This is a genomic window from Pseudomonas anatoliensis, from assembly GCF_017976235.1.
Lineage (GTDB): Bacteria > Pseudomonadota > Gammaproteobacteria > Pseudomonadales > Pseudomonadaceae > Aquipseudomonas > Aquipseudomonas anatoliensis.
In genome coordinates this window covers 1-24,474 of sequence record NZ_JACVHC010000001.1, presented here as the reverse complement: position 1 = coordinate 24,474, position 24,474 = coordinate 1, and the positions used below count along the sequence as shown (strand labels likewise).

The 24,474-nt window shown below is 58.4% G+C and carries 18 protein-coding genes and 1 rRNA gene; 7 read left to right on the top strand and 12 right to left on the bottom strand.

Translation table 11 applies throughout. The features are described 5' to 3' along the window. Window positions 1–51: 51 nt before the first annotated feature. The 4 genes from ICA16_RS00095 to ICA16_RS00080 all read right to left on the bottom strand — a co-directional run bounded on the left by ICA16_RS00095 (window position 52) and on the right by ICA16_RS00080 (window position 4,708). A complete protein-coding gene (locus ICA16_RS00095) occupies window positions 52–288 on the bottom strand; it encodes a DUF1653 domain-containing protein (protein ID WP_042560169.1) in 237 nt (78 codons plus the stop codon). A gap of 98 nt (window positions 289–386) precedes the next feature. Then, window positions 387–1,562 (bottom strand): acetyl-CoA C-acyltransferase FadA, encoded by a 1,176-nt coding sequence (gene fadA / locus ICA16_RS00090; RefSeq protein ID WP_042560170.1) that lies wholly within the window; start codon window positions 1,560–1,562, stop codon window positions 387–389. A 32-nt stretch (window positions 1,563–1,594) separates the two neighbouring features. After that, the gene (fadB, locus tag ICA16_RS00085) at window positions 1,595–3,742 is read right to left on the bottom strand and encodes a fatty acid oxidation complex subunit alpha FadB (protein ID WP_150598230.1); all 2,148 of its coding nucleotides are present in this window, start codon (window positions 3,740–3,742) and stop codon (window positions 1,595–1,597) included. 528 nt (window positions 3,743–4,270) lie between these two features. Next, entirely contained in the window at window positions 4,271–4,708 is a 438-nt protein-coding gene (locus ICA16_RS00080) for a hypothetical protein (RefSeq protein WP_210699606.1), read from the bottom strand. 103 nt (window positions 4,709–4,811) lie between these two features. On the opposite strand from ICA16_RS00080, the gene ICA16_RS00075 reads away from it, so the two are divergent. Beyond that, window positions 4,812–5,249, top strand: a complete 438-nt coding sequence (locus ICA16_RS00075) for a universal stress protein (RefSeq protein WP_042560173.1) — start codon at window positions 4,812–4,814, stop codon at window positions 5,247–5,249. Window positions 5,250–5,338: 89 nt separating this feature from the next. Here ICA16_RS00075 and ICA16_RS00070 read toward each other — a convergent pair whose 3' ends face one another. Continuing rightward, on the bottom strand, window positions 5,339–7,255 hold the full coding sequence (locus ICA16_RS00070; protein ID WP_150617568.1) for an ATP-binding cassette domain-containing protein: 1,917 nt from the start codon (window positions 7,253–7,255) through the stop codon (window positions 5,339–5,341). A 214-nt stretch (window positions 7,256–7,469) separates the two neighbouring features. Here ICA16_RS00070 and ICA16_RS00065 point away from each other — a divergent pair, with 214 nt between their 5' ends. Continuing rightward, on the top strand, window positions 7,470–9,398 hold the full coding sequence (locus ICA16_RS00065; protein ID WP_150617567.1) for a transglycosylase SLT domain-containing protein: 1,929 nt from the start codon (window positions 7,470–7,472) through the stop codon (window positions 9,396–9,398). Window positions 9,399–9,666: 268 nt separating this feature from the next. On the opposite strand, the gene ICA16_RS00060 is transcribed toward ICA16_RS00065, so the two are convergent. Further along, window positions 9,667–11,445, bottom strand: coding sequence for an ABC transporter transmembrane domain-containing protein (locus tag ICA16_RS00060; RefSeq protein ID WP_210699605.1), 1,779 nt, complete (start codon window positions 11,443–11,445; stop codon window positions 9,667–9,669). Window positions 11,446–11,703: 258 nt separating this feature from the next. On the opposite strand from ICA16_RS00060, the gene ICA16_RS00055 reads away from it, so the two are divergent. Then, window positions 11,704–11,883, top strand: coding sequence for a PA1571 family protein (locus tag ICA16_RS00055; RefSeq protein ID WP_150604513.1), 180 nt, complete (start codon window positions 11,704–11,706; stop codon window positions 11,881–11,883). Between the two features lie 156 nt (window positions 11,884–12,039). Here the strand turns inward: ICA16_RS00055 and pdxB are convergent, their stop codons facing one another. After that, complete coding sequence (pdxB, locus tag ICA16_RS00050; protein WP_210699604.1) at window positions 12,040–13,182, bottom strand: 4-phosphoerythronate dehydrogenase PdxB; 1,143 nt, start codon at window positions 13,180–13,182, stop codon at window positions 12,040–12,042. Between the two features lie 213 nt (window positions 13,183–13,395). Between pdxB and ICA16_RS00045 the strand changes: the two genes are divergently transcribed. Then, the gene (locus ICA16_RS00045) at window positions 13,396–14,805 is read left to right on the top strand and encodes an MATE family efflux transporter (protein ID WP_210699603.1); all 1,410 of its coding nucleotides are present in this window, start codon (window positions 13,396–13,398) and stop codon (window positions 14,803–14,805) included. 124 nt (window positions 14,806–14,929) lie between these two features. Here ICA16_RS00045 and tusA read toward each other — a convergent pair whose 3' ends face one another. Further along, window positions 14,930–15,181: a sulfurtransferase TusA gene (gene tusA / locus ICA16_RS00040; RefSeq protein ID WP_003226616.1), complete on the bottom strand. Its 252-nt coding sequence runs from the start codon at window positions 15,179–15,181 to the stop codon at window positions 14,930–14,932. A 166-nt stretch (window positions 15,182–15,347) separates the two neighbouring features. Continuing rightward, a complete protein-coding gene (gene rlmM, locus ICA16_RS00035; protein ID WP_150617565.1) occupies window positions 15,348–16,421 on the bottom strand; it encodes a 23S rRNA (cytidine(2498)-2'-O)-methyltransferase RlmM in 1,074 nt (357 codons plus the stop codon). Between the two features lie 222 nt (window positions 16,422–16,643). Here rlmM and acnA point away from each other — a divergent pair, with 222 nt between their 5' ends. After that, window positions 16,644–19,385, top strand: coding sequence for an aconitate hydratase AcnA (gene acnA, locus ICA16_RS00030; RefSeq protein ID WP_210699602.1), 2,742 nt, complete (start codon window positions 16,644–16,646; stop codon window positions 19,383–19,385). Between the two features lie 422 nt (window positions 19,386–19,807). On the opposite strand, the gene ICA16_RS00025 is transcribed toward acnA, so the two are convergent. Further along, window positions 19,808–20,296: an SRPBCC family protein gene (locus tag ICA16_RS00025; RefSeq protein ID WP_150592545.1), complete on the bottom strand. Its 489-nt coding sequence runs from the start codon at window positions 20,294–20,296 to the stop codon at window positions 19,808–19,810. 197 nt (window positions 20,297–20,493) lie between these two features. Here ICA16_RS00025 and ICA16_RS00020 point away from each other — a divergent pair, with 197 nt between their 5' ends. Next, window positions 20,494–21,414, top strand: coding sequence for an ADP-ribosylglycohydrolase family protein (locus tag ICA16_RS00020; protein ID WP_210553184.1), 921 nt, complete (start codon window positions 20,494–20,496; stop codon window positions 21,412–21,414). A gap of 55 nt (window positions 21,415–21,469) precedes the next feature. Then, entirely contained in the window at window positions 21,470–21,874 is a 405-nt protein-coding gene (locus ICA16_RS00015) for a lysozyme inhibitor LprI family protein (RefSeq protein ID WP_150604519.1), read from the top strand. A gap of 199 nt (window positions 21,875–22,073) precedes the next feature. Here the strand turns inward: ICA16_RS00015 and mrdA are convergent, their stop codons facing one another. Both mrdA and rrf read right to left on the bottom strand, forming a co-directional pair. Beyond that, on the bottom strand, window positions 22,074–23,966 hold the full coding sequence (gene mrdA, locus ICA16_RS00010) for a penicillin-binding protein 2 (RefSeq protein WP_150617562.1): 1,893 nt from the start codon (window positions 23,964–23,966) through the stop codon (window positions 22,074–22,076). Window positions 23,967–24,185: 219 nt separating this feature from the next. Next, a 5S ribosomal RNA gene (gene rrf, locus ICA16_RS00005) occupies window positions 24,186–24,301 on the bottom strand. Between the last annotated feature and the right edge of the window lie 173 nt (window positions 24,302–24,474).

Below are 24,474 nucleotides of genomic sequence, written 5' to 3'. Positions count from 1 at the left end.
ATATAGTTGATACAAGGTGAGGTCAAGCGCAGGGTATTGCGCGCACTCCCCTTATGCCTTGGAAAACAGGCTCGGTTCGGCTTGCACCAAAGCAAAGCGTGGGACCTGCTCGCCGTCAACCTCGACGGACTCCAGAAACATGCTCAAGGGACGCACCCAAAAGCCGTAATCGCCATACAGGGCTTGGTAAAACACCACTTCTTCTTCCGTCTCGGAATGCCGCGCAACATTGAAAACGCGGTACTGCGGACCTTTGTAATGCTGGTAGAGCCCAGGTTGTATCGGCATGGTTTGGCCCTCCCTCAATTTTTTTCAAAATAAAAACAAAATAAATCCGCAAAAACAAAAACCGGGGCACTTGGCCCCGGCTTCCATCGACGAGACGCTTAGACGCGTTCGAAGACGGTGGAGATGCCTTGGCCGAGACCAATGCACATAGTGGCCACCCCGAAGGTGCCGCTATTCTGCTTCATCACGTTCAGCAAAGTGCCGGAAATCCGAGCACCGGAGCAACCGAACGGGTGACCCAGGGCGATCGCGCCGCCGTGCAGGTTAACCTTCTCGTTCATCTTGTCGAGCACTTTCAGATCTTTCAGCACTGGCAGAGCCTGTGCGGCGAAAGCTTCGTTGAGCTCGAAGAAGTCGATATCGTTGATGCCAAGGCCCGCACGCTTCAGGGCTTTTTGTGTTGCCGGAACTGGACCATAGCCCATGATTGCCGGATCCACACCCGCCACTGCCATCGAACGGATCACTGCCATAGGCTGAATGCCCAGGTCCTGAGCACGCTGCGCCGACATCACGATCATGCACGAGGCACCATCGGTGATCTGCGACGAAGTACCGGCTGTCACGGTGCCGCCCTTTGGATTGAAGGCCGGCTTGAGGGCCGCCAGACTTTCCAGGGTGGTTTCCGGACGAATGGTTTCGTCGTAGTCGAACAGTTTCAGGAAACCGTTCTCGTCATAACCCTGCATCGGGATGATTTCGTCTTTGAACTTGCCTTCCAGAGTCGCCTTGTGGGCGAGCTGGTGGGAGCGCACGCCAAAAGCGTCCTGCTGTTCGCGAGTGATGCCGTGCATCTTGCCAAGCATTTCAGCGGTCAGGCCCATCATGCCCGAGGCTTTCGCCGCGTACAGCGACATGTGCGGGTTCGGATCGACACCGTGCATCATGCTCACGTGGCCCATATGCTCGACGCCACCGACGACGAACACGTCACCGTTACCGGTCATGATCGCTTGCGCAGCAGTGTGCAGCGCGCTCATCGACGAGCCACACAGGCGGCTGACAGTCTGACCGGCAGCCGTGTGCGGGATCTGGGTCATCAGCGACGCCATGCGCGCGATGTTCCAGCCCTGCTCCAGGGTCTGGTTGACGCAGCCCCAGATCACGTCTTCGACTTCGTTCGGATCAACCTTGACGTTGCGTTCCAGCAATTTGCTGATCAGGTGCGCCGACATGTCTTCGGCGCGGGTGTTGCGGTGCATGCCGCCCTTGGAGCGGCCCATCGGAGTACGACCGAAGTCGACAATCACGACGTCTCTTGGATTCAAGCTCATAAAATTTCACTCTCGCTCAAAAGTTGGGACGCTTAACCGAAGAACCGTTGGCCGGTTTTGGCCATTTCACGCAGTTTCGCGGTCGGGTGGTACAGCGCGCCCAAATCAGCGTACTGGTCAGCCAGGGCAACGAACTCGGCAACACCGATCGAATCGATGTAGCGCAGCGCACCGCCACGGAATGGAGGGAAACCGATACCGTAGACCAGACCCATGTCGGCTTCGGCGGCGGTTTCAACAATGCCGTCTTCCAGGCAACGCACGGTTTCCAGGCAGAGCGGGATCATCATCCAGTTGATGATGTCTTCGTCAGTGACTTCGCGCTGCTCGTAAACGATCGGCTTGAGCACTTCCAGTACCGACGGGTCGGCAACTTTCTTCTGCTTGCCCTTCTTGTCGGTCTCGTAGGCGTAGAAACCCTTGCCGTTCTTCTGGCCCAGACGCTTGGCTTCGTAAAGCACGTCAATGGCCGAGCGGCGGTCATCTTTCATGCGGTCCGGGAAGCCTTCAGCCATGACGTCACGACCGTGGTGACCGGTGTCGATGCCGACCACGTCCATCAGGTATGCCGGGCCCATCGGCCAGCCGAATTTTTCCATGACCTTGTCAATACGGACGAAGTCCACACCGGCGCTGACCAGTTTGGCGAAACCACCGAAGTACGGGAACAGTACGCGGTTGACCAGGAAGCCCGGGCAGTCGTTGACGACGATCGGGTTCTTGCCCATTTTCTTGGCGTAGGCAACGGTGGTGGCAACAGCCAGCTCGCTGGACTTCTCGCCACGGATCACTTCCACCAGCGGCATCATGTGCACCGGGTTGAAGAAGTGCATGCCGACGAAGTTTTCCGGACGCTTGAGGGCCTTGGCCAACAGGCTGATGGAAATGGTCGAAGTGTTGGACGCGAGGATGGTGTCCTCTTTGACCTTGTCTTCAACTTCAGCCAGCACGGCTTGCTTGACCTTCGGGTTCTCGACCACGGCTTCAACAACCAGATCGACGTGACCGAAATCACCGTAGGACAGGGTCGGACGAATGCCGTTGAGCACCTCAGCCATTTTTGCAGGGGTCATGCGACCTTTATCAACGCGGCCAACCAGCAGTTTGGCGGCTTCGGCCAGACCCTGCTCGATACCGTGCTCGTTGATGTCCTTCATCAGGATCGGCGTGCCTTTGGAGGCCGACTGATAAGCGATACCGCCACCCATGATGCCGGCGCCCAGTACAGCGGCCTGCTTCACGTCTTTGGCGATTTCGTCGTAGGCCTTGGCCTTTTTCTTCAGTTCCTGATCGTTCAGGAACAAACCGATCAAGCTCTGCGCGGCAGAGGTCTTGGCCAGTTTGACGAAACCGGCGGCTTCAACTTCCAGCGCCTTGTCGCGACCGAAGTTCGCAGCTTTCTGGATAGTCTTGATGGCTTCAACCGGCGCCGGATAGTTCGGGCCAGCCTGACCGGCCACGAAACCTTTGGCGGTTTCGAAAGCCATCATTTGTTCGATAGCGTTCAGCTTGAGCTTTTCCAGCTTCGGCTGGCGCTTGGCCTTGTAGTCGAACTCGCCGGAAATGGCGCGTTTGATCAGCTCAAGGGCAGCTTCCTGCAGCTTCTCTGGAGCAACCACGGCATCGACGGCGCTGACTTTCAGCGCGTCTTCCGGGCGGTTTTCCTTGCCGGAGGCAATCCACTCGATGGCGTTGTCGGCACCGATCAGGCGCGGCAGACGTACGGTGCCGCCGAAGCCTGGGTAGATGCCCAGTTTGACTTCCGGCAAACCGATCTTGGCCTTGGTGGACATGACGCGATAGTCAGCCGCCAGACACATTTCCAGACCGCCACCCAGGGCGATGCCATTGATCGCGGCGACAGTCGGAACGTTGAGGTCTTCGAAATCGCTGAAGATCTTGTTGGCTTCGAGATTGCCAGCAACCAGCTCCGCATCCGGCAGCTTGAAGTTCTCGACAAATTCGGTGATGTCGGCGCCGACGATGAACACGTCCTTGCCACTGCTGACGATCACGCCTTTGATCGAAGCATCTGCCTTGATGGTGTCTACGGCCTGACGCAGTTCGTTCAGGGTTAGACGGTTGAACTTGTTGACGGACTCACCCTTGAGGTCGAATTTCAATTCGACGATGCCACTTTCAAGAGCTTTAACCGTGATGGCTTTACCTTCGTAAATCATCAACTGATCTCCACGATATGGAAGCTGAACAGTACACGTCGGACGCAGGCGAATGGCTAGGCAGGACGCTTTTTCGTCGATGCTGACACCAATTCACCCGGCACACCCGCCAACGCGATAGTCGGGATTCTGTAGGAGCGGTCTGTAAGACAAACGCTCAATTCATACGCCCGTTTGATTTGGGTACGTCACCTTCACGGAATTTCCAACAATTGTCAATCGCCCAAAATGCGGGTTGAAATGCGACTTTGCGGTCATTTCCGTACCACACAGATCCACAACACGCGCCTGCATGTGGAGCTATTCATAGAATCAATAGTTAGAAAAGTCGCCCTAATTCGCAGCGAGCCCTGTTTAAAAGTCTACGCTCACGGGACGATAGATAAATGCGCTGCCCGTTTGAAGCCGGGGTCAGTGGTAAAAAAGTTTCCGGCCTGCCTGGCCAACCCCGCCCGATGAATCATGTCGGGCTTTTTATTGCTCGTCTGCCGGACGTTTCGCACCGTTGCAGTGCGAAAAATCCCTGAGTTACGCCAGCGCTTTCAGAGTGGCGTCGATATCCAGCAAAACCGTGGCTTCGCCCTTCTCGCCCCAGTACAAGGCGATCATCTGCTTATCCGCCTCAATCTTGTAGACGTTGCCTGGCAACTTTTCGAAATGATTGAGCAGCGCCCGATCCTCGCAGACTTCCTGCCACTGATTGACCCACACGCCTGGCGATTTTTGCCAGTACGTCCAGCATGCCGGCTGACTACCGCGACGCGGCCGATGGTACTGCGCACACGGATTCGGCGGCTCTTGAGACAGCCAGTGCGGCCACTCCTGAGGCGCCAGCTGCATGGCCAGGCCAATACGACGCGCCTCCATACGCAGAGCGATTCGACCGCTCTGCGCGCGCGATGGGCGCAACCATGCCAGTGGGCTCAATACCACCAACAGGATTGACACCACTATCCAGACCGTCATATCTGTACTCCCGTTTTCTGATGAGCCCATTGCGTCACTTTGGAACCAATGCGCTTGAAACCAGCCATACTTACCAATATTGAAACCTTACGAGGAGCGCCTCATGCCCTACCACCACATCCTGGTCGCCGTAGATCTGACTGAAGAGTGCGACCCCGTCATCCACCGCGCCCGCGAGCTGTCGGTGAGCAACGGCGCCAAGCTGTCGCTGGTGCATATTGTCGAACCGATGGCTATGGCTTTTGGCGGCGACGTGCCGATGGACCTGTCACAACTGCAACAGCAGCAGTTCGATCAGGCCAAGGAACGCCTTGAGCGCCTGAAGCTCAAGTACACCGAACTTGAAGGCGCCAACTGCCACTTGACCTACGGCCAGCCGCGTCAGGAAATCCATCACTTCGCCAAGGAACAGCAATGCGATCTGATCGTGGTCGGCAGCCATGGCCGTCATGGTCTGGCGCTGTTACTGGGCTCGACAGCCAATGATGTGCTGCACGGCGCGCCTTGCGATGTGCTGGCGGTGCATCTGGTCAAACGCTGATAACACCGACCCATGTAGGAGTGAGCCTGCTACACATGAAAAGCCCGGCGCTCATCACTGAGCGCCGGGCTTTTTATTGGCTCAAGCAATCAGGCATCCAGCTCGGCCCAACGCTCCACCAACGCTTCCAGTTCCGCCTGCAATTGCTCGAGCGAGGCGATGACCTTGGCAGTCTCTGCCGCAGGACGCTGATAGAAACCGCTGTCGGCCATTTCAGCCTCAACGGCAGCGATCTGCTGTTCCTTGGCATCGATATCGCCCGGCAACGCTTCCAGCTCGCGCTGCAGCTTGTAGCTCAGCTTCTTCTTGGCAGCTGGAGCAGCAACTGGCGCAGCAGCGGCCGGCGCAGCCGTAACCACGGCCGAGTTCAGGTCAGCCTTGCCCGACTTGCTCTCGGTCACGCCCAACAGACGCGGCGAGCCGCCCTGACGGATCCAGTCCTGATAACCGCCGACGTATTCACGCACCTTGCCTTCACCTTCGAAGACCAGGGTGCTGGTGACCACGTTGTCGAGGAAGGCCCGGTCGTGGCTGACCATCAGCACAGTGCCGTTGAATGTCAGCAGCACTTCTTCGAGCAGCTCGAGGGTTTCCACGTCGAGGTCGTTGGTCGGTTCGTCGAGTACCAGCAGGTTCGCCGGCTTGCTGAACAGTTTGGCCAGCAACAGACGCGCACGCTCACCACCCGACAGCGCCTTGACCGGCGTGCGAGCACGCTGCGGGCTGAACAGGAAGTCACCGAGGTAGCTCAGCACGTGGCGGCTCTGACCGTCGATGTCGATAAAGTCGCGACCTTCGGCGACGTTGTCGATCACGGTTTTTTCCAGATCCAGCTGATGGCGCAACTGGTCGAAGTACGCCACGTCGATCCGCGTGCCCTCTTCCACTTTGCCGCTGGTTGGCTGCAAGCCGTTGAGCATCAGCTTCAACAGGGTGGTCTTGCCGGTACCGTTGGCGCCAAGCAGACCGATACGGTCGCCGCGCTGCAGAACCATCGAGAAATCCTTGATCAGGAACGGGCCGCCCGGATGAGCAAAGCTCACGTTCTCGAGCACCATCACCTGCTTGCCGGACTTGTCGGCGGTGTCCAGCTGAATATTGGCCTTGCCGGTACGTTCACGACGCTCGCTGCGCTCAACGCGCAAAGCTTTCAAGGCGCGCACGCGGCCTTCGTTACGGGTACGACGGGCCTTGATGCCCTGACGGATCCACACTTCTTCCTGGGCCAGACGCTTGTCGAACAGCGCGTTGGCAGTGGCTTCGGCAGCGAGCTCGGCTTCTTTGTGCACGAGGAAGCTGGCGTAGTCGCCGTTCCAGTCGATCAGGCCGCCGCGATCCAGTTCCAGGATGCGCGTGGCGAGGTTTTGCAGGAAGGAACGGTCGTGCGTGATGAACAGCACGGCGCCCTGGAAATCTTTCAGCGCTTCTTCAAGCCAGGCAATCGCACCGATGTCCAGGTGGTTGGTTGGCTCGTCGAGCAGCAGCAGATCTGGCTCGGACACCAGCGCCTGCGCCAGCAGCACGCGACGACGCCAGCCGCCGGACAACTCGGCGAGGGTCTTGTCGGCCGGCAGTTGCAGGCGGCTGAGGGTGCTGTCGACCAGCGTCTGCAAGCGCCAGCCATCACGGGCTTCGAGGTCGTGCTGAACGTGCATGAGCTTGTCCAGATCGGCATCGGTGACGATGTTCTGGCTCAGGTGATGGTATTCGGCGAGCAACGCGCCAACGCCGTCGAGGCCTTCAGCCACGACGTCGAAGACTGTCCGCTCGTCGGCCACGGGCAATTCTTGCGGCAGTTCGCCGATTTTCAGACCGGGGGCACGCCACACCGAGCCGTCATCAGGCTTCTGGTCGCCCTTGACCAGTTTCATCATGCTGGACTTGCCAGTGCCGTTGCGGCCGATGATGCACACCCGCTCACCACGGGCGATCTGCCAGGACACCTTGTCCAACAACGGCATAGCGCCGAACGCAAGGGACACATCGCTGAATTTGAGCAGGGTCATGAGCTTCTCCAAAAACCGGGGGCGCATTCTACCTGACTTGAGGCTTCAGCAGGCCGGCAATTTGTCTGTCGAAGCACTCTGCACAACATTTGTTGCGAACTTGTGCCACACGGCTTGCAAAGCTTTCGCCGCTTGCTGGCAAAAGGCTAAGCTACAGACAATTCAGTGCTGATCGATGTCGGCACTTGTCATGATTTCTCTGCCCGGATGTCTCATGCGCAGTCGCCTCTTCAGTGTTTTGTCCTGTTTGCTACTCTCCGCCGCTGCCGTTCAATCCGCCCAGGCGGTGGACCTGTCCACCCAGCGTCAGTATTACGATGAAGCCAAACGCGCGTTGGCCAAGGGCGATACCGGCCCCTATATGCGCTACAGCCAGGCGCTGGCCGATTACCCGCTGGAACCGTATCTGGCTTACGACGAGCTGACCGCACGCCTGAAAAGTGCGAGTAATGCGGAAATAGAGAAATTCCTCGCCGAGCACGGTGACCTGCCCCAGGCCAACTGGATGAAGCTGCGCTGGTTGCGCTGGCTGGCCGATCGCGGCGACTGGGCGACCTTCGTCAAGTATTACGATCCCAAGCTCAATTTCACCGAACTGGACTGCCTCAACGCGCAGTATCAGATCAGCCACAACAAAAAGACCGAAGGTTACGCCGCCACCGAAAAACTTTGGCTGACCGGCAAGTCGCAGCCCGCCGCGTGCGATGCGCTCTTCGGCATGTGGGCCGCCGAGGGTCAGCTGACAGAACAGAAACGCTGGGAACGCACCAAGCTCGCCGCCCAGGCGCGCAACTATCCGCTGGCCAACAGCCTGATCAATGGCCTGACTACCCTCGCCCCCCGTGGTCGCCTGTTGGTGGATGTGGCGCAGAAACCAGAACTGCTCAACCAGCCGTCGCGCTTTACTCCGGCCGATGAGCCGATGTCCGATGTGGTCAGCCTCGGCCTGCGCCGTCTCGCCCGCCAGGATCCGGACAAAGCCATGGCGCTGCTCGACGGTTACGCCAGCAGTATGCATTTCTCCCGAGATGAGAAAGTCGCGATTGCCCGGGAAATCGGCCTGACGCTGGCCCGCCGCTTCGACAGCCGCGCACTGGACGTGATGACCAAATACGACCCGGAACTGCGTGACAACACCGTTTCCGAATGGCGTCTGCGTCTGCTACTGCGCCTGGCGCGCTGGGACGATGCTTATCAACTGACCCGCCGTCTGCCGCAGGATCTGGCCACCACCAACCGCTGGCGCTACTGGCAGGCACGCAGTCTCGAGCTGGCGCAACCGCAGAACCCGGAAGCGCAGGCCCTGTACAAAAATCTGTCCCGCGAGCGTGACTTCTACGGCTTCCTCGCCGCTGACCGTTCGCAATCTCCGTACTCGTTGAACAATAAACCGCTGGTGCTTAGCCAGGCGCTGATCAACAAGGTACGCAACACGCCCGGCGTGCGCCGCGCACTTGAGTTCCATGCACGCGGGCAAATCGTCGACGGACGCCGCGAGTGGTACCACGTCAGCCGTCACTTCAACCGCGACGAAATGGTTGCCCAGGCCAAACTCGCCTACGACCTGAAGTGGTATTTCCCGGCGATCCGCACCATCAGTCAGGCGCAATACTGGGACGATCTGGACATCCGCTTCCCGATGGCCCACCGCGATACCCTTGTGCGTGAAGCCAAGGTTCGCGGTCTGCATTCGAGCTGGGTGTTCGCCATCACCCGTCAGGAAAGCGCGTTCATGGACGACGCCCGCTCCGGCGTTGGCGCCAGCGGCCTGATGCAACTGATGCCCGGCACCGCCAAGGAAACTTCGCGCAAGTTCAACATCCCCCTGGCCTCGCCGCAGCAAGTGCTGAACCCGGACAAGAACATCCAGCTCGGCGCCGCGTACCTGAGCCAGGTGCACAGTCAGTTCAATGGCAACCGTGTCCTCGCCTCCGCCGCCTACAACGCCGGCCCCGGACGCGTGCGTCAATGGCTGCGCGGCGCCGATCACCTGAGCTTCGACGTGTGGGTGGAAAGCATCCCGTTCGACGAAACCCGCCAGTACGTGCAAAACGTGCTGTCCTATTCGGTGATCTACGGCCAGAAACTCAACTCACCGCAGCCGCTGGTGGATTGGCATGAACGTTACTTCGATGATCAGTGAACAACAGGGCTGACGCCGAGTAATAAAAAATGCCCGTATCGCGAGATACGGGCATTTTTTTGAACGAGCCGATCAGTGTTTACGTTTTGCCAGTAGCCTCGCTACTAGGCCGGTTACTGGGTCGGTTACTAGGTCGGTCACCTGTAGGAGCTGCCGCAGGCTGCGATCTTTTGACCTTGATCCTCGACAATAAAAAATGCGCGCATCCAGGAGTGCGGGCATTTTTTGTAACGTGCAAAGATCAACAGATCGCAGCCTGCGGCAGCTCCTACACAACGACCGCGTGTCCATCACTGAACTGCAACGCCGCCAGCCGCGCGTACAACGGATTGCTCGCAATCAATTCCTGATGTGTACCCACCGCGACCAATTTGCCCTGATCCATCACCGCGATCCGGTCGGCGTTTTTCACTGTGGCCAGGCGATGGGCGATCACCAGTGTGGTGCGGTTTTGCATCAGGTTCGGCAAGGCTTGCTGGATCAGATGTTCGCTTTGCGCATCGAGGGCGCTGGTGGCTTCGTCCAGCAACAGGATCGGCGCGTCGACCAGCAACGCCCGAGCGATGGCCAGACGCTGACGCTGGCCGCCGGAGAGTCCCAGTCCGCCGTCACCCAAATGTGTCTGGTAGCCGTCAGGCATTTGCTCGATGAAGTCGTGGGCGTGGGCGATTCTCGCCGCCTCCTTGACCTGCTCAAGCGTGGCCGTTGGGCAGCCATAGCGAATGTTCTCCTCCACGCTGCCGAAAAACAGTGCTGGCGTTTGTGAAACCAGGGCAAAACAACGGCGCAGATCCAGCGGGTCGAGGCTGGTCAGTGGCACGCCATCCAGCAGAATCCGGCCCTCGCGAGGATCGTAAAAGCGCAGCAGCAAGTCATACACCGTGGATTTACCCGCGCCGGACGGTCCTACCAGCGCCAGGGTTTCGCCGGCCCTGACCGTGAGATTCAAGCCATCAACGGCGAAGCTTTCTGGACGCGAGGGGTAGGAAAAGCGCACATCCTGCAACTCCAGCTCACCGCGCACGCGCGCAGGCAATGTCACTAATCCAGTCTTCGGTGGCTGGATGATGTTTTCCGAACGCAGCAATTCAGCAATCCGCTCGGCGGCACCCGCAGCGCGCTGAAGCTCGCCGATCACCTCACTCAGCGTGCCAAACGCGCTGCCGACGATCAGGCTGTAGAATACAAATGCCGCCAGCTCACCGGCAGAAATCCGCCCGGCGATCACGTCCATGCCACCGACCCACAACATCACCGCGACAGCGCCAAGCACCAGCACGATCACCAATGTAATCAGCCACGCACGCTGGAAGATCCGTTTGCGTGCGGTCTCGAAAGCCTGCTCGACCGTTGAGGCAAAACGTTGCTCGTCCTGTATTTGATGGTTGTACGCCTGCACGGTTTTGATCTGGCCGAGGGTTTCGGACACATAGCTGCCAATGTCGGCGATCCGGTCCTGGCTCTGTCGCGACAGATTGCGTACGCGTCGACCGAAAATCAGGATCGGCGCAATCACCAGCGGTAGCGCGATCACCACGATGCTGGTGAGTTTGGGATTGGTGATGAACAGCAGAACGATGCCGCCGATCACCATCAACAGATTGCGTAGAAACAGCGAAAGCGACGAGCCGATCACCGATTGCAGCAATGTCGTATCCGCTGTCAGGCGCGACTGGATTTCCGAGCTGCGGTTGTCTTCGTAAAACCCGGGATGCAGGTACACCAGGTGGTTGAACACCTGTCGGCGGATGTCGGCGACGACACGTTCGCCGATCCAGGAGACCAGGTAAAACCGGGCGAAGGTGCCGACCGCGAGGCCCAGGACCAAGAACATGAACAGCCCGATGGATTGGTTGAGCAAGTCCGCCGACTGGGTCATGAAGCCCTGATCAACCAACAACTTGATGCCCTGCCCCATCGATAAGGTGATGCCGGCAGTGACAATCAATGCGAGCAACGCACCGAAGGCCTGCCAGCGATAAGGCACGAGGAAATGACTGGTCAGGCGCAAGGCGCGTCGGTGTCGCGAGGAAAGCATCGAGATCATTCGGATTCACATTTGCGCTGATGGATAGGGCCAGCCTACACACTCAAATGGGGGGGAACTCTGTAAATCACAATGAGTCAGGTTAAATATGCCCGTGACGACTAGACCCTAGAGGCTATTGGTCTAAAGTCCCGGTTGAGACGAGCGGTCATTTCTGTTTGAGTAGAGATGCCGCCGCCGACAGACCGCAGGGAGTTGTCATAGCCCGGTCACGTGGCGGTTTTAATCTAGGCGTACAACCTGATGAGGAGACAGGCCATGTCCTTGCAACACAGCAGCGAAGACAAGATTGAAGTGATCCGCACCAAGCCCGGCCAGACTCTGGGTTGCTCGATTATTGATGCACAAGGGCGCGAAGTACCGATCACTGAAGACATGATCCAGGACGCTTGCCGCGAACTGGAGAAGCGATTGGTCAAGCCTGCCGAACAAGAGTGATATAGCCACCGTCTTCCTGACCCGGCCCATTGGCCGGGTTTTTTATGCCTGTTTCCCCACGTAGGAGCTGCCGCAGGCTGCGATCTTTTGATCTTGATCTGCTTAAAAGCCAGATCAAAAGATCGCAGCCTGCGGCAGCTCCTACAGGGGGATTGACTACGTAGCTACTGCTCCGAGCGCTGTCACGATCTGGCGCAACTTTGGCGAATGCCCTTCGATCCGTACTTTCAACCCTTCGATCTCGCGCCGAACCGGATACTGCTTACGCAACACATCGAACGCCGCACGCTGCTCGCCGACATTACCTACAAGGCTGCGGCGAAAATCCGCGTCATCCCGGCGCGGGTCATACACGCCACGGCACATCATCGCCAAAGCCCAGGCCGGATCACTGTCGGCATGCAAGGTTACTTCCGACAACCACGGCGCCGGCAGCAGATCACTGAGCTGGATGTTCGCAGGCTGATCGATGAACTCGCAGTACGCCTGATAAATCTGCGCCGTACCGCGCTGTTTGCCATCAAGGCTGTAACCGGCAATGTGCGGCGTGGCCAGCACGCAGAGTTCGGCCAGGGCTACATCGACCTCGGGTTCGGCCTCCCAGACGTCGAGTACTGCTTGCAGGTCTTCGCGTTCCAGAAGCACTTCGCGCAGCGCGGCGTTATCCACCACCGGCCCCCGCGCTGCGTTGATCAGCCAGGCGCCGGGTTTGAGTTGCTGCAAACGTTGTTGATCGAACAGATGCCAGGTCGCACCGTCACCGCTGCGGGTCAACGGTGTGTGCAGGCTGATCACGTCGCACTGTTCGATGATTTGCTCAAGGCTGAGGTAATCACCGCCCTCTGCACTTTGGCGTGGCGGATCGCAGACTTTCACGTTCCAGCCCAAGCCCTTCAGAACAGTGATCAGGCGTCCACCGACCTCTCCGGCGCCGACGACACCATAAGTACGCTGAGTCAGATCAACACCCTCGATCTCGGCGAGGGTCATCAGGCTGCCGAGCACATAGTCGACCACACCACGGGCATTGCAGCCGGGTGCGCTCGACCAGGCGATGCCCGCCTCGTTGAAATACTCGAGATCCAGATGGTCAGTACCGATAGTGCAGGTGCCGACGAAGCGAACCTTGCTGCCCTCGAGCAGCGCGCGGTTGACGCTGGTCACCGAACGCACCAGTAACACGTCGGCCTGCTCGACCGTCGCACGGTCGATGGAACGGCCAGGCACTCGGCGGATCTCGCCAAAACCGGCAAAAAAAGCATCGAGCAGCGGGATATTTTCGTCAGCAACAATCAGCATGGCGGGCTCCTTGGGCGGATCGGCAGTTTAACTGTAGGAGCTGCCGCAGGTTGCGATCTTTTGATTTGGATCTTGATAAAGCCGGATCAAGAGATCGCAACCTGCGCCAGCTCCTGCAAATTACAAATCCGCAACACAGGATTTTTCCTGACCAACACGTCAGCGGCGTAGAATGCGCCGCCTTGCGCATCAACATCTGTGGACGCTTTGCCTGTGAATCCTGTAACTGACCAACCTGTCGCCGTCTCCCTCACCCGCCCCGCGCGGATTCGCCTGGAGTTCAAGACTCTGCTCGCCCTGGCGGTGCCGATCATCATCGCGCAACTGGCAACCACGGCCATGGGCTTTGTCGATGCGGTGATGGCCGGGCGCGTCGGCCCCAATGATCTGGCGGCGGTAGCGTTGGGCAACTCGATCTGGGTGCCGGTTTTTCTGTTGATGACCGGTACTCTGCTGGCCACCACACCTAAAGTTGCCCAGCGCTACGGCGCCGGCACCCACAGCGAAATCGGTCCGATCGTGCGCCAGGCGTTGTGGCTGGCACTCGTAGTGGGTTTGATCGCTACCGCGATGCTGGTTGCCGCCGAGCCGATTCTGCACCTGATGAAAGTCGACCCCGAACTGATCGGCCCGTGCATGCAGTACTTGCATGGCATCGCCAGCGGTTTGCCGGCGGTGGCGTTCTATCATGTGCTGCGTTGTTTCAGTGACGGCCTCGGCCGTACCCGCCCGGCGATGGTGCTGGGCCTGTGCGGGCTGGCGCTGAATATCCCGCTGAACTACATCTTCATCTATGGCCACTTAGGCGTGCCGGCCATGGGCGGCGTCGGTTGCGGCTGGGCCACGGCGATTGTGATGTGGGTAATGGCGCTGGGACTGGCCGGTTATGAGCGCTGGGCTCCGGCGTATCGTTCGAGCGAGTTGTTCAGCCGTTTCGATTGGCCGCAGTGGGCGGTGATCAAGCGTCTGCTGGCCATCGGTTTGCCGATCGGCATTGCGGTGTTTGCCGAGTCGAGCATCTTCGCAGTGATCGCGCTGTTGATCGGCAGCCTTGGCGCGACCGTGGTCGCCGGGCACCAGATTGCGCTGAACGTCAGCTCACTGGTGTTCATGATTCCTTATTCGCTGGGCATGGCCGTGACCGTGCGCGTCGGTCAAGCACTAGGCCGTGAGGAACCACGCGAGGCGCGTTTTGCCGCTGGCGTCGGCATGGGCACTGCACTGGCCTACGCGTGCCTGTCGGCGAGCATGATGTTGCTGCTGCGCGAGCCGATTGCAGCGATTTACACGGCTGACCCGACGGTGATTCACATCGCGGCGATGCTGATTGTGTACTCGGCGCTGTTCCAGTTCTCCGACGCGATCCAGGTGACCGCTGCCGGTGCGTTGCGCGGTTATCAGGACACGCGAGTGACGATGATCCTGACACTGTTCGCCTATTGGGGCATCGGCCTGCCAGTGGGTTACGCGCTCGGCCTGACCGACTGGCTCGGCGAGCCGCGTGGCCCGAGCGGGTTGTGGCAGGGTCTGATCGTCGGCCTGAGCTGCGCCGCGCTTATGCTGTCTATCCGCCTGACTCGCAGCGCGCGCAAGCGCATTCGGATCAGCCGTTCGCTGGGCTGAAACTCTTTACGCAAGACAAAAAAATGTGGGAGCCAGCCTGCTGGCGATTACGGTGAGTCAGTCATGATTCATCGTTATCGTCAGCAGGCTGGCTCCCACAGTTGTTTTTGCGCTTGCCTGAGGCTCAGGCCTGTTTCTTGCGAATCCAGTACAGGTAAGTACCGGCCTCTTCGTGCTGGCCGACCAGTTCGTGGTCGAGAAACACGCAGAACTTGGGAATGTCGCGGCGGGTCGAGGGATCCGTGGCGATCACCTTGAGCAGGCCACCCGGCACCAGGTCACGGATGTGCTGGTGCAACATCATCACCGGTTCCGGGCAATTGAGTCCGGTAGCGTCGAGGGTGCCGTCGACCGGGGTATCGATCATTTCACTCATGATTAACTCCTGAAACTGGCCGGCATTGTCGCGCATTGCCGGGTGCTCGGTCATCTGTGGCTTTACACCAATTCCCTGTAGGAGCTGCCGAAGGCTGCGATCTTTGCTTTTTGAAAGATCAAAAAATTGCAGCCTGCGGCAGCTAGCACAGGGAGGACGTGTGCATTTAGCGGGATCTGGGTTTCTTCACGTCGTGCCGGCGCAGATGGCAGGTCACTTCCTCGCGGTCGTGATACAGCTGCTTGCAGCCGATATCGACCTTGATGCCGCGGGCCTTGAACCCATCGGCAATGCGCTCAAGCAAACGCTTCACTTCGGCATAACGCTGCTTCATCGGCAGTTTCAGGTTGACCACCGCCTCGCGGCAATGCCCTTCGCCGATCCACTCTTCGAGCATTGCCGCGTTACGCGCCGGTTTCTCGACGATGTCGCAGACCATCCAGTCCACCGGCTGCTTGGGCTTGAAGGTAAAACCGTCCGCCATCAAGTGCTGCACCAGGCCGGTGTCCATCAGACTTTCGGCCATCGGGCCGTTGTCGATAGCGGTCACGAGCATGCCGCGGTTGACCAGTTGCCAGGTCCAGCCACCCGGCGCTGCGCCAAGGTCAACGCCGGTCATGTCGCTGTGCAAACGATCTTCCCACTGATCACGCGGGATGAAGTGGTGCCAGGCCTCTTCCAGCTTCAACGTCGACCGGCTCGGGGCCTCACGCGGAAACTTCAGGCGCGGAATGCCCATCGGCCACATCGCCGAGTTACCGGCATCAGCCATACCCAGAAATACTTCGCGGCCGCTTTTGAACGTCAGCAACAGACGCGGTTTGCTCGCGTCTTCCACCAGTTTGCCGGCGCCCGTCAGCGCCTTGCGCAGCGGGCCTTCGAATTTTTTGCAAAAGTTCGACAGCTCTTTGCCGTCGTTGGTGTCGACGACTTCCAGCCACAGACTGCCGCACACCGGGAATTCGGCCATGTGCGCGAGGATCACGCTGATGCGGTCGGTTTCCGGCAGATCAATGAAAACACCGCGCGCCCATTGGCGCGGGAAGATCAGCTCGGCGAAACGCTGACCGCGCATCAGGCGCTCGGCGCCGTCTTCTTCGGTGCAGACAAACTCGGCGCACGCAGTGGCGGTTTTCGCCTTGGCGTAACCGGACACGTTCAACTGGGCAGCGAGGTCGGAAATCTCCGAGCAGACTTCGCCTTCGAAGCCTGGCCGACAATGCATGAATAGGGTGTTCATTCTTACTCCTGAGCAGCGGGCGATCATTCGGCCCCTGCGCGATGCTCAGGCCTTGCTTTGAAGCAAAGCCTGTCACGAAAACCGGCGCATGATAGCCGATGTCGGAACCTTGGTTCTCTCCATAGAGTCCAGTTATTAGCCAGCTAATGAAAACAGGGCTACGTTGATAGCTCTGCCCGTCCCCTCAATCCGTAGCAGTGCGGATTCAAAGGAGTGATTGCAATGCCGTCCCTAGATAGCCTGAAGACCCTTAAAACACTAAAAATCGACGACAAAACCTACCACTATTTCAGTTTGCCGGATGCTGCCAAAAGCCTGGGTAATATCGACAAACTGCCAATGTCGCTGAAAGTCCTGCTGGAAAACCTGCTGCGCTGGGAAGATGAAAAAACTGTCACCGGCGCCGACCTCAAGGCAATTGCTGCGTGGCTCAAGGAGCGTCGCTCCGACCGGGAAATCCAGTACCGCCCTGCCCGCGTATTGATGCAGGATTTTACCGGCGTCCCCGCCGTGGTCGACCTCGCGGCGATGCGCGCCGCCATGGCCAAGGCCGGCGGCGATCCACAGCGAATCAATCCGCTATCCCCGGTCGATCTGGTGATCGACCACTCGGTGATGGTCGACAAGTTCGCCACGCCCAGCGCATTTGAGCAGAACGTCGACATCGAGATGCAGCGCAACGGCGAACGCTACGCCTTCCTGCGCTGGGGCCAAAGTGCCTTTGACAACTTCAGCGTAGTACCGCCGGGCACCGGGATCTGCCACCAGGTCAACCTCGAATACCTCGGCCGCACCGTGTGGACCAAGGATGAAGACGGCCGCACCTACGCCTTTCCCGACACGCTGGTTGGCACCGACTCCCACACCACCATGATCAACGGCCTCGGCGTACTCGGCTGGGGTGTCGGCGGGATCGAGGCGGAAGCGGCGATGCTCGGGCAACCGGTGTCGATGCTGATTCCGGAAGTGATTGGCTTCAAACTCAGCGGCAAACTCAAGGAAGGCATCACCGCCACCGACCTGGTGCTGACCGTTACGCAGATGCTGCGCAAGAAAGGCGTGGTCGGCAAATTTGTCGAATTTTACGGTGATGGCCTCGCCGACCTGCCGCTGGCTGACCGCGCGACCATCGCCAACATGGCCCCGGAATACGGCGCGACGTGCGGCTTCTTCCCGGTCGATGACGTGACGCTGGAGTACCTGCGTCTGTCCGGACGGCCGACGGAAGTGGTGAAACTGGTCGAGGCGTATACCAAGGCCCAGGGGTTGTGGCGCCTGCCCGGTCAGGAACCGGTGTTCACCGACAGTCTGGCGCTGGACATGGGCAGCGTCGAGGCCAGTCTTGCCGGGCCAAAACGCCCGCAAGACCGAGTTTCGCTGCCGAATGTCGCGCAAGCCTTCAGCGACTTCCTCGACTTGCAATTCAAACCGACGAGCAAGGAAGAAGGCCGTCTGGAAAGCGAGGGCGGTGGCGGCGTCGCGGTGGGCAACGCCGATCTGGTCGGAGAAACGGAATATGAATACGACGGCCACACCTATCGCCTGAAAAACGGTGCGGTGGTCATCGCTGCAATTACGTCGTGTACCAACACTTCCAACCCGAGCGTGATGATGGCCGCCGGGCTCTTGGCGAAAAAAGCCGTGGAGAAAGGCCTGACGCGCAAACCGTGGGTAAAGAGTTCGTTGGCGCCGGGTTCGAAAGTAGTCACCGATTACTACAAGGCGGCGGGGCTGACGCAATACCTCGACCAGCTCGGTTTTTCGCTGGTCGGCTATGGCTGCACGACCTGCATCGGCAACTCCGGGCCATTGCCGGAACCGATCGAAAAAGCCATCCAGAAAGCTGACCTCGCCGTCGCCTCGGTGCTGTCCGGCAACCGCAACTTTGAAGGTCGCGTGCACCCACTGGTGAAAACCAACTGGCTGGCCTCGCCACCGCTGGTAGTGGCTTATGCCTTGGCTGGCACGGTTCGTACCGACATCAGTAGCGAACCGCTGGGCAGTGACCAACAGGGCAATCCGGTTTACCTGCGTGACATCTGGCCAAGCAGCCAGGAAATCGCCGACGCGGTGAGTCAGGTCAGCACTGCCATGTTCCACAAGGAATACGCCGAAGTGTTCGCCGGTGACGAACAGTGGCAAGCCATCGAGGTGCCACAAGCCGCCACCTACGTGTGGCAGGACGATTCGACTTACATCCAACATCCACCGTTTTTCGACGACATTTCCGGCCCGTTGCCAGAGATCAAGGATGTAAAGGGCGCGCGGGTGTTGGCGCTGCTCGGCGACTCGGTGACCACTGACCATATTTCCCCTGCCGGCAACATCAAGACTGACAGTCCGGCCGGGCGTTATCTGCGCGAAAAAGGTGTCGAGCCGAGGGACTTCAACTCTTACGGTTCGCGTCGCGGCAACCACGAAGTGATGATGCGCGGCACCTTTGCCAATATTCGTATACGCAACGAGATGCTCAGCGGTGAAGAAGGTGGCAACACGATCTACATTCCGACCGGTGAGAAACTGCCGATTTACGATGCGGCCATGCGCTATCAAGCGTCCGGAACACCGCTGGTGGTGATTGCCGGCCAAGAATACGGCACCGGCTCCAGTCGCGATTGGGCGGCCAAAGGCACCAACCTGCTGGGCGTCAAAGCAGTGATCGCCGAGAGCTTCGAGCGCATTCACCGTTCCAATCTGGTGGGCATGGGCGTGTTGCCGCTGCAATTCAAACTCGATCAGAACCGCAAGAGTCTGAATCTTACCGGTAAGGAAACCTTCGAGATTCAAGGCCTGACCGGCGTATCCCTGTCACCGCGCATGAACCTGCCTCTGGTGATCACCCGTGAAGACGGGCGACAGGAGAAAATCGAAGTGCTGTGCCGGATCGACACCGTGAACGAGGTTGAGTACTTCAAGTCGGGGGGGATTCTGCATTATGTGTTGCGGCAGTTGATCGCTTCATAAACGCACAACCGTGTAGGAGCTGCCGAAGGCTGCGATCTTTTGATCTTGTTTTGTAAGATCAGGATCAAAGATCGCAACCTTCGGCAGCTCCTACAGGATTTTGTACTTTTCTCCGGGCAAAAAAAAACCCGCCGAAGCGGGTTTTTCCCAAGACCATTATCGACTCCCTGTCGGCAGCGATCCTTGCAATGGTCGATCATCCGTGATCCTGAAGTACTCCCTGTGCTTCAGTTGATGGGTGTAGATTACGTGGTGGATCCAATCGGCAATAGTCGTAAAAGCTACCATCGCGTGTAAGACATTCGCCATAGAGGCACTTCCGAAAACCCTTAGAAGGGTCAGGCGTTGAGCATGCCAGCCGCGATTTGCGCGACTTTCAACTGCCCTGAGTCCTGCGTCTGCGGGTCAACCTGCAGAGCCTATCAGCCCCGATCAAGCTCACGCGCCCTGGCGCTTTCCGCGAGAAACTGCTCAAGCCTGCTCAACTGTTCTTCCCAGCCACGACTGTCCATGTAATAGGCCTCTTTCTGGCGGATGTCGGGAATGTGCGCGAAACCGGACTCAGACACCTTGAGCAACGTCCCACCCTCGAAATCTTCCAGCTCGAACCTGACCAGCGTTGTCGGCTCCTGGGAATAGTCGATCTTCGGATTGACCGCATACGGATGCCAACGGAACGAGAACAATTGCTGCGGCTCGACCCGCTCGATCAGCACGTTCCACAACACATGTTCATAACCCGGATACGTGACCTGCCCTTGCGTCCATTCTCCGGCAATAAAACGCCTTCCCTCCAGCGCCACGCCAAACCACTGGCCAAACGCCTCGGCATCGACCAATGCACGCCAGACATGTGAACGCGACGCCTTGAGCGTGATTTTTCGTTCGAAACTATTGGGTACTGGTTTCATACGTCACCTCCTGTTCTGAACAGTAGGCTTGTATGACCACATGTCCAAGGTGAAGTTGTATCAAAGCGGTTCCTCTGTGCAAAAGGCAGGAAACATCCGGCTGCATTTTCCGTTGATGATTCGAGCTATTTACAGCACAACCCAGCGAATGAACCTGCTACCTTTTCCATCGATGCTGAACCGGACAAGGACGAATCATGCAGCCATCCCTCCCCGAACGTTATCGCGGCGCCCTGCTAGGTCTGGCTTGCGGCGACGCGGTCGGCACCACGGTAGAGTTCAAGCCACGCAACTCATTCCAACCATTGACTGACATGGTCGGCGGCGGCCCTTTCCACCTCAAGCCTGGACAGTGGACGGATGACACCTCAATGGCCCTGTGCCTGGCGGAAAGCCTGCTGATCAAGAACGGCTTCGACGCCACAGACCAAATGGGGCGCTACCTCAACTGGTGGAAATGGGGTTACCTGAGTGCGACCGGCGAATGCTTCGATATCGGCATGACCGTCAGTCAGGCGCTGTCGCAATACCAGCAAACAGGTGAGCCCTTTGCGGGGTCGACCGAGCCGGATACCGCTGGCAACGGTTCTCTGATGCGACTGGCACCGGTGGTGCTGTTTTACTTTCCAGACGCCCGGAAAGTCAGACATTTCTCCAGCGAAAGCTCGCGAACTACCCACGCAGCACCCGAGGCAATCGAATGCTGCCAACTGTTGGCTGAGCTGATCAACAAAGCTCTGCTTGGAGCGTCCAAAACAGAACTGCGCTTTTTGCCAGCCTCAACCTTCAGCCAACCGAAAGTCGCGGAGATAGCTCGATGTGACTATTTCACGAAATCAATAGATGAAATCCGTGGTAGCGGCTACTGCGTCCAATCGCTGGAAGCAGCGCTTTGGTGTTTTCAGCACACCGACAGTTTTGCAGCGGCAATCCTGCAAGCCGCCAATCTGGGTGATGACGCCGATACCACGGCAGCGATTGTCGGCCAGCTGGCCGGCGCCCACTATGGCGTGCGAGCCATTCCCGCCAACTGGCTGGACCTGCTGCATGATGGTGAAGAGATTGCGGCTACAGCGGATCGCTTGCTGGAAGCCTCAAGACAACAAGTACCTGAATAGAATCTGTGCAATCACTACACTGCCTGCACTTTCATTCGACACAGCGAGTATCTCCATGTCCCCACGTCTGCTACTGGCCCTGACGCCTTTGCTATTCACCACCCTCAGCCACGCCGCCGTTGACTGCGCCAACGCCAGCGATCAGGCGACGATGAATCAGTGTGCCGGGCAGGATTACAAAGCTGCCGACAAAGAGTTGAACGCGGTGTATCAGCAGGTCACCGGGCGTTTGAAGGGCAACCCTGATGGCAAGAAGCTGTTGGTCAGTGCGCAACGCGCATGGATCGGTTTTCGTGATGCCGAGTGCAAGTTTTCGTCTTCGGGCGTGACGGGCGGGAGTGTGTATCCGCTGATCTATAGCAACTGCATGACCGCTGTGACCAAGGTGCGGGTTGAAACGCTGAAGCAGTACTTGAAGTGTGAAGAAGGTGACATGAGTTGCCCGGTGCCGGGGGCCTGATTGCTCAAGGCCATATCGCTGGCAAGCCAGCGCTCACAGGTATTTCATTGCGATCACTTCAGGTGTGAACACTCAATAACCTTGTGAGAGCTGGCTTGCCAGCAATGGCGGCAGTGCGGTTGCTGCATGAAACTGTGACGTTCAACAACTTCAGGCACGCTCAGCCCCGCGTAAGACCGTGCTGTGAAGCTGTTATCGGTTACACGTGCGGATCACCCGGCGCTTTCGACGGCGCCGCATACTGCGGCTTGAGATGGCCGTCCTGATCGAGTAGCCAGGCGTCCATAATCTGCCGCACCACCGGCCCGGCGACACGACCACCGGCCTCACCGTTTTCTATCATCACCGAAATCGCAATTTTCGGGTGCTCAGCCGGAGCGAAGCCGACGAACAAGGCGTTATCACGGTGGCGCTCAAGCGTCTTCGCGCGGTTGTAGCGTTCACCCTGCTTGATCGCCACCACTTGCGCCGTACCACTTTTACCAGCGATACGGTATTGCGCCCCCGCCGCTGCCGCACGGGCAATGCCGCGGGCATCGTGCATAACCATCTGCATGCCATGGTTGACCTGCTCCCAATCGCGCGGATCCTTAAGCAGGATGTTCGGCATCGGATGCTCGTCGACCGGCGCCATGCCATCAACAGTCTTGGCCAGGTGTGGGCGGTTCCACACTCCTTTGTTGGCGATCAGTGCGGTGGCCTGAGCCAGTTGCAGCGGCGTTACCTGCATGTAGCCCTGACCAATACCGAGAATCACCGTTTCCCCCGGGAACCACGCTTGTCGACGTGTGGTGCGTTTCCAGGCTTGAGATGGCATCAGGCCGGGAGACTCTTCAAACATGTCCAGCGAGACTTTTTCGCCGAGACCGAACATGGCCATGTAGTCGTGCAGGCGATCAATGCCAAGCTTGTGCGCCAGGTCATAGAAGTAGGTGTCATTGGAACGCATGATCGCAGCGTCCATATCCACCCAGCCGTCGCCGCTGTGGTTCCAGTTACGGTACTTGTGATCGAAGTCCGGGAGTTGGTAGTAACCCGGATCGAAGACTCGGGTCTGCGGTGTGACAACGCCTGCGTCGAGGCCCGCAATCGCCACCTCTGGCTTGATGGTCGAGCCCGGTGCGTACAAGCCGCGCAGCACGCGGTTGAACAGTGGCCGGTCGATAGAATCACGCAGCGCCGAATACTCTTTGGAGCTGATACCAGTGACGAACAGATTGGGATCGAAACTCGGGTTGCTGACCATCGCCAGCACTTCCCCAGTGGACGGATCCAGCGCCACGACCGAACCACGACGACCACCCAAGGCAGCTTCGGCGGCCTCTTGCAGTTTCACGTCGAGGCTCAGAACGATGTTTTTGCCGGGTACAGGGTCAGTGTGCTTCAGCACACGCAGTACTCTGCCCTGGGCATTGGTTTCAACCTCCTCGTAACCGACATGGCCGTGCAACTGCGCTTCGTAGAAGCGTTCGATGCCAGTCTTGCCGACGGACTGAGTGCCGCGGTACTCCACCGAGTCGAGGGTTTTGGATTCTTTTTCGTTGATCCGACCGACATAGCCGATCGAGTGAGCGAAGTGCATGCCAAGCGGATAATGTCGAACGAACTGTGGCTCGACATCCAGCCCAGGCAAACGGAACTCGTTGACCGCCAAGACCGCAATCTGCTCTTCGGTCAATTCATAAAACAGCGTTACCGGCGTGAATGGATGACGGGACTGTTTCATGGCTTTGTCGAACACTGTTCGGTCTTCGACGGGGAGGTGCAGGAGATCTATGACCTCGTCCAGTTCCTGATTGACATCGGTGGCGCGCTCGCGGGTGATGGTCAGGTTGTAGCTGGGACGATTATCTGCCAGCAGCACACCGTTGCGGTCGTAGATCAGTCCGCGTGTTGGCGGGATCGGCAGGACATGGACACGGTTGTTTTCGGAAATGGTCGAGTGGTAGTCGAACTCCACCACTTGCAGAATGTAAAGACGTGCTACCAGGGCGCAGCTCACTGCGAAGACGAACAAAGCGCAGGCGATCAACCGCTTGTTGACCAGACGCGTCTCTTTCTCGTGATCCTTGATAGGGATAGGTTCAGGCATTTCTGCAGCAACTCTTTGGCATAAGTGAGCGCCTATCCTTTGGCGTGACATCAGTCCATGAAAAAACGAGCTGCACCATACCAAAAACTACGCGGTCACTTAAGAAGGTTTTTACCCAGTGGCGATTCTTGCGAAAGTTGGGGTTCGATTCGCCTGAAAACTTTTTCGCGGGCAAAACAAAACCCCAACTGCTTTCGCAATTGGGGTTTCGGAATTTAATCTTGACGATGACCTACTCTCACATGGGGAAACCCCACACTACCATCGGCGATGCATCGTTTCACTGCTGAGTTCGGGATGGGATCAGGTGGTTCCAACGCTCTATGGTCGTCAAGAAATTCGGGTACTGAGTCGTGACCAGTTGGTCTCGCTTCAGCAAATTGGGTATGTGATAGCTTTCGGTGTTTTGTGAACATCGAACTTTCGGTTCGTTTCGTCTTCACACACCGCAATCTGATGCTCTTTCGAGTAGTCAAATTGCTTGGGTGTTATATGGTCAAGCCTCACG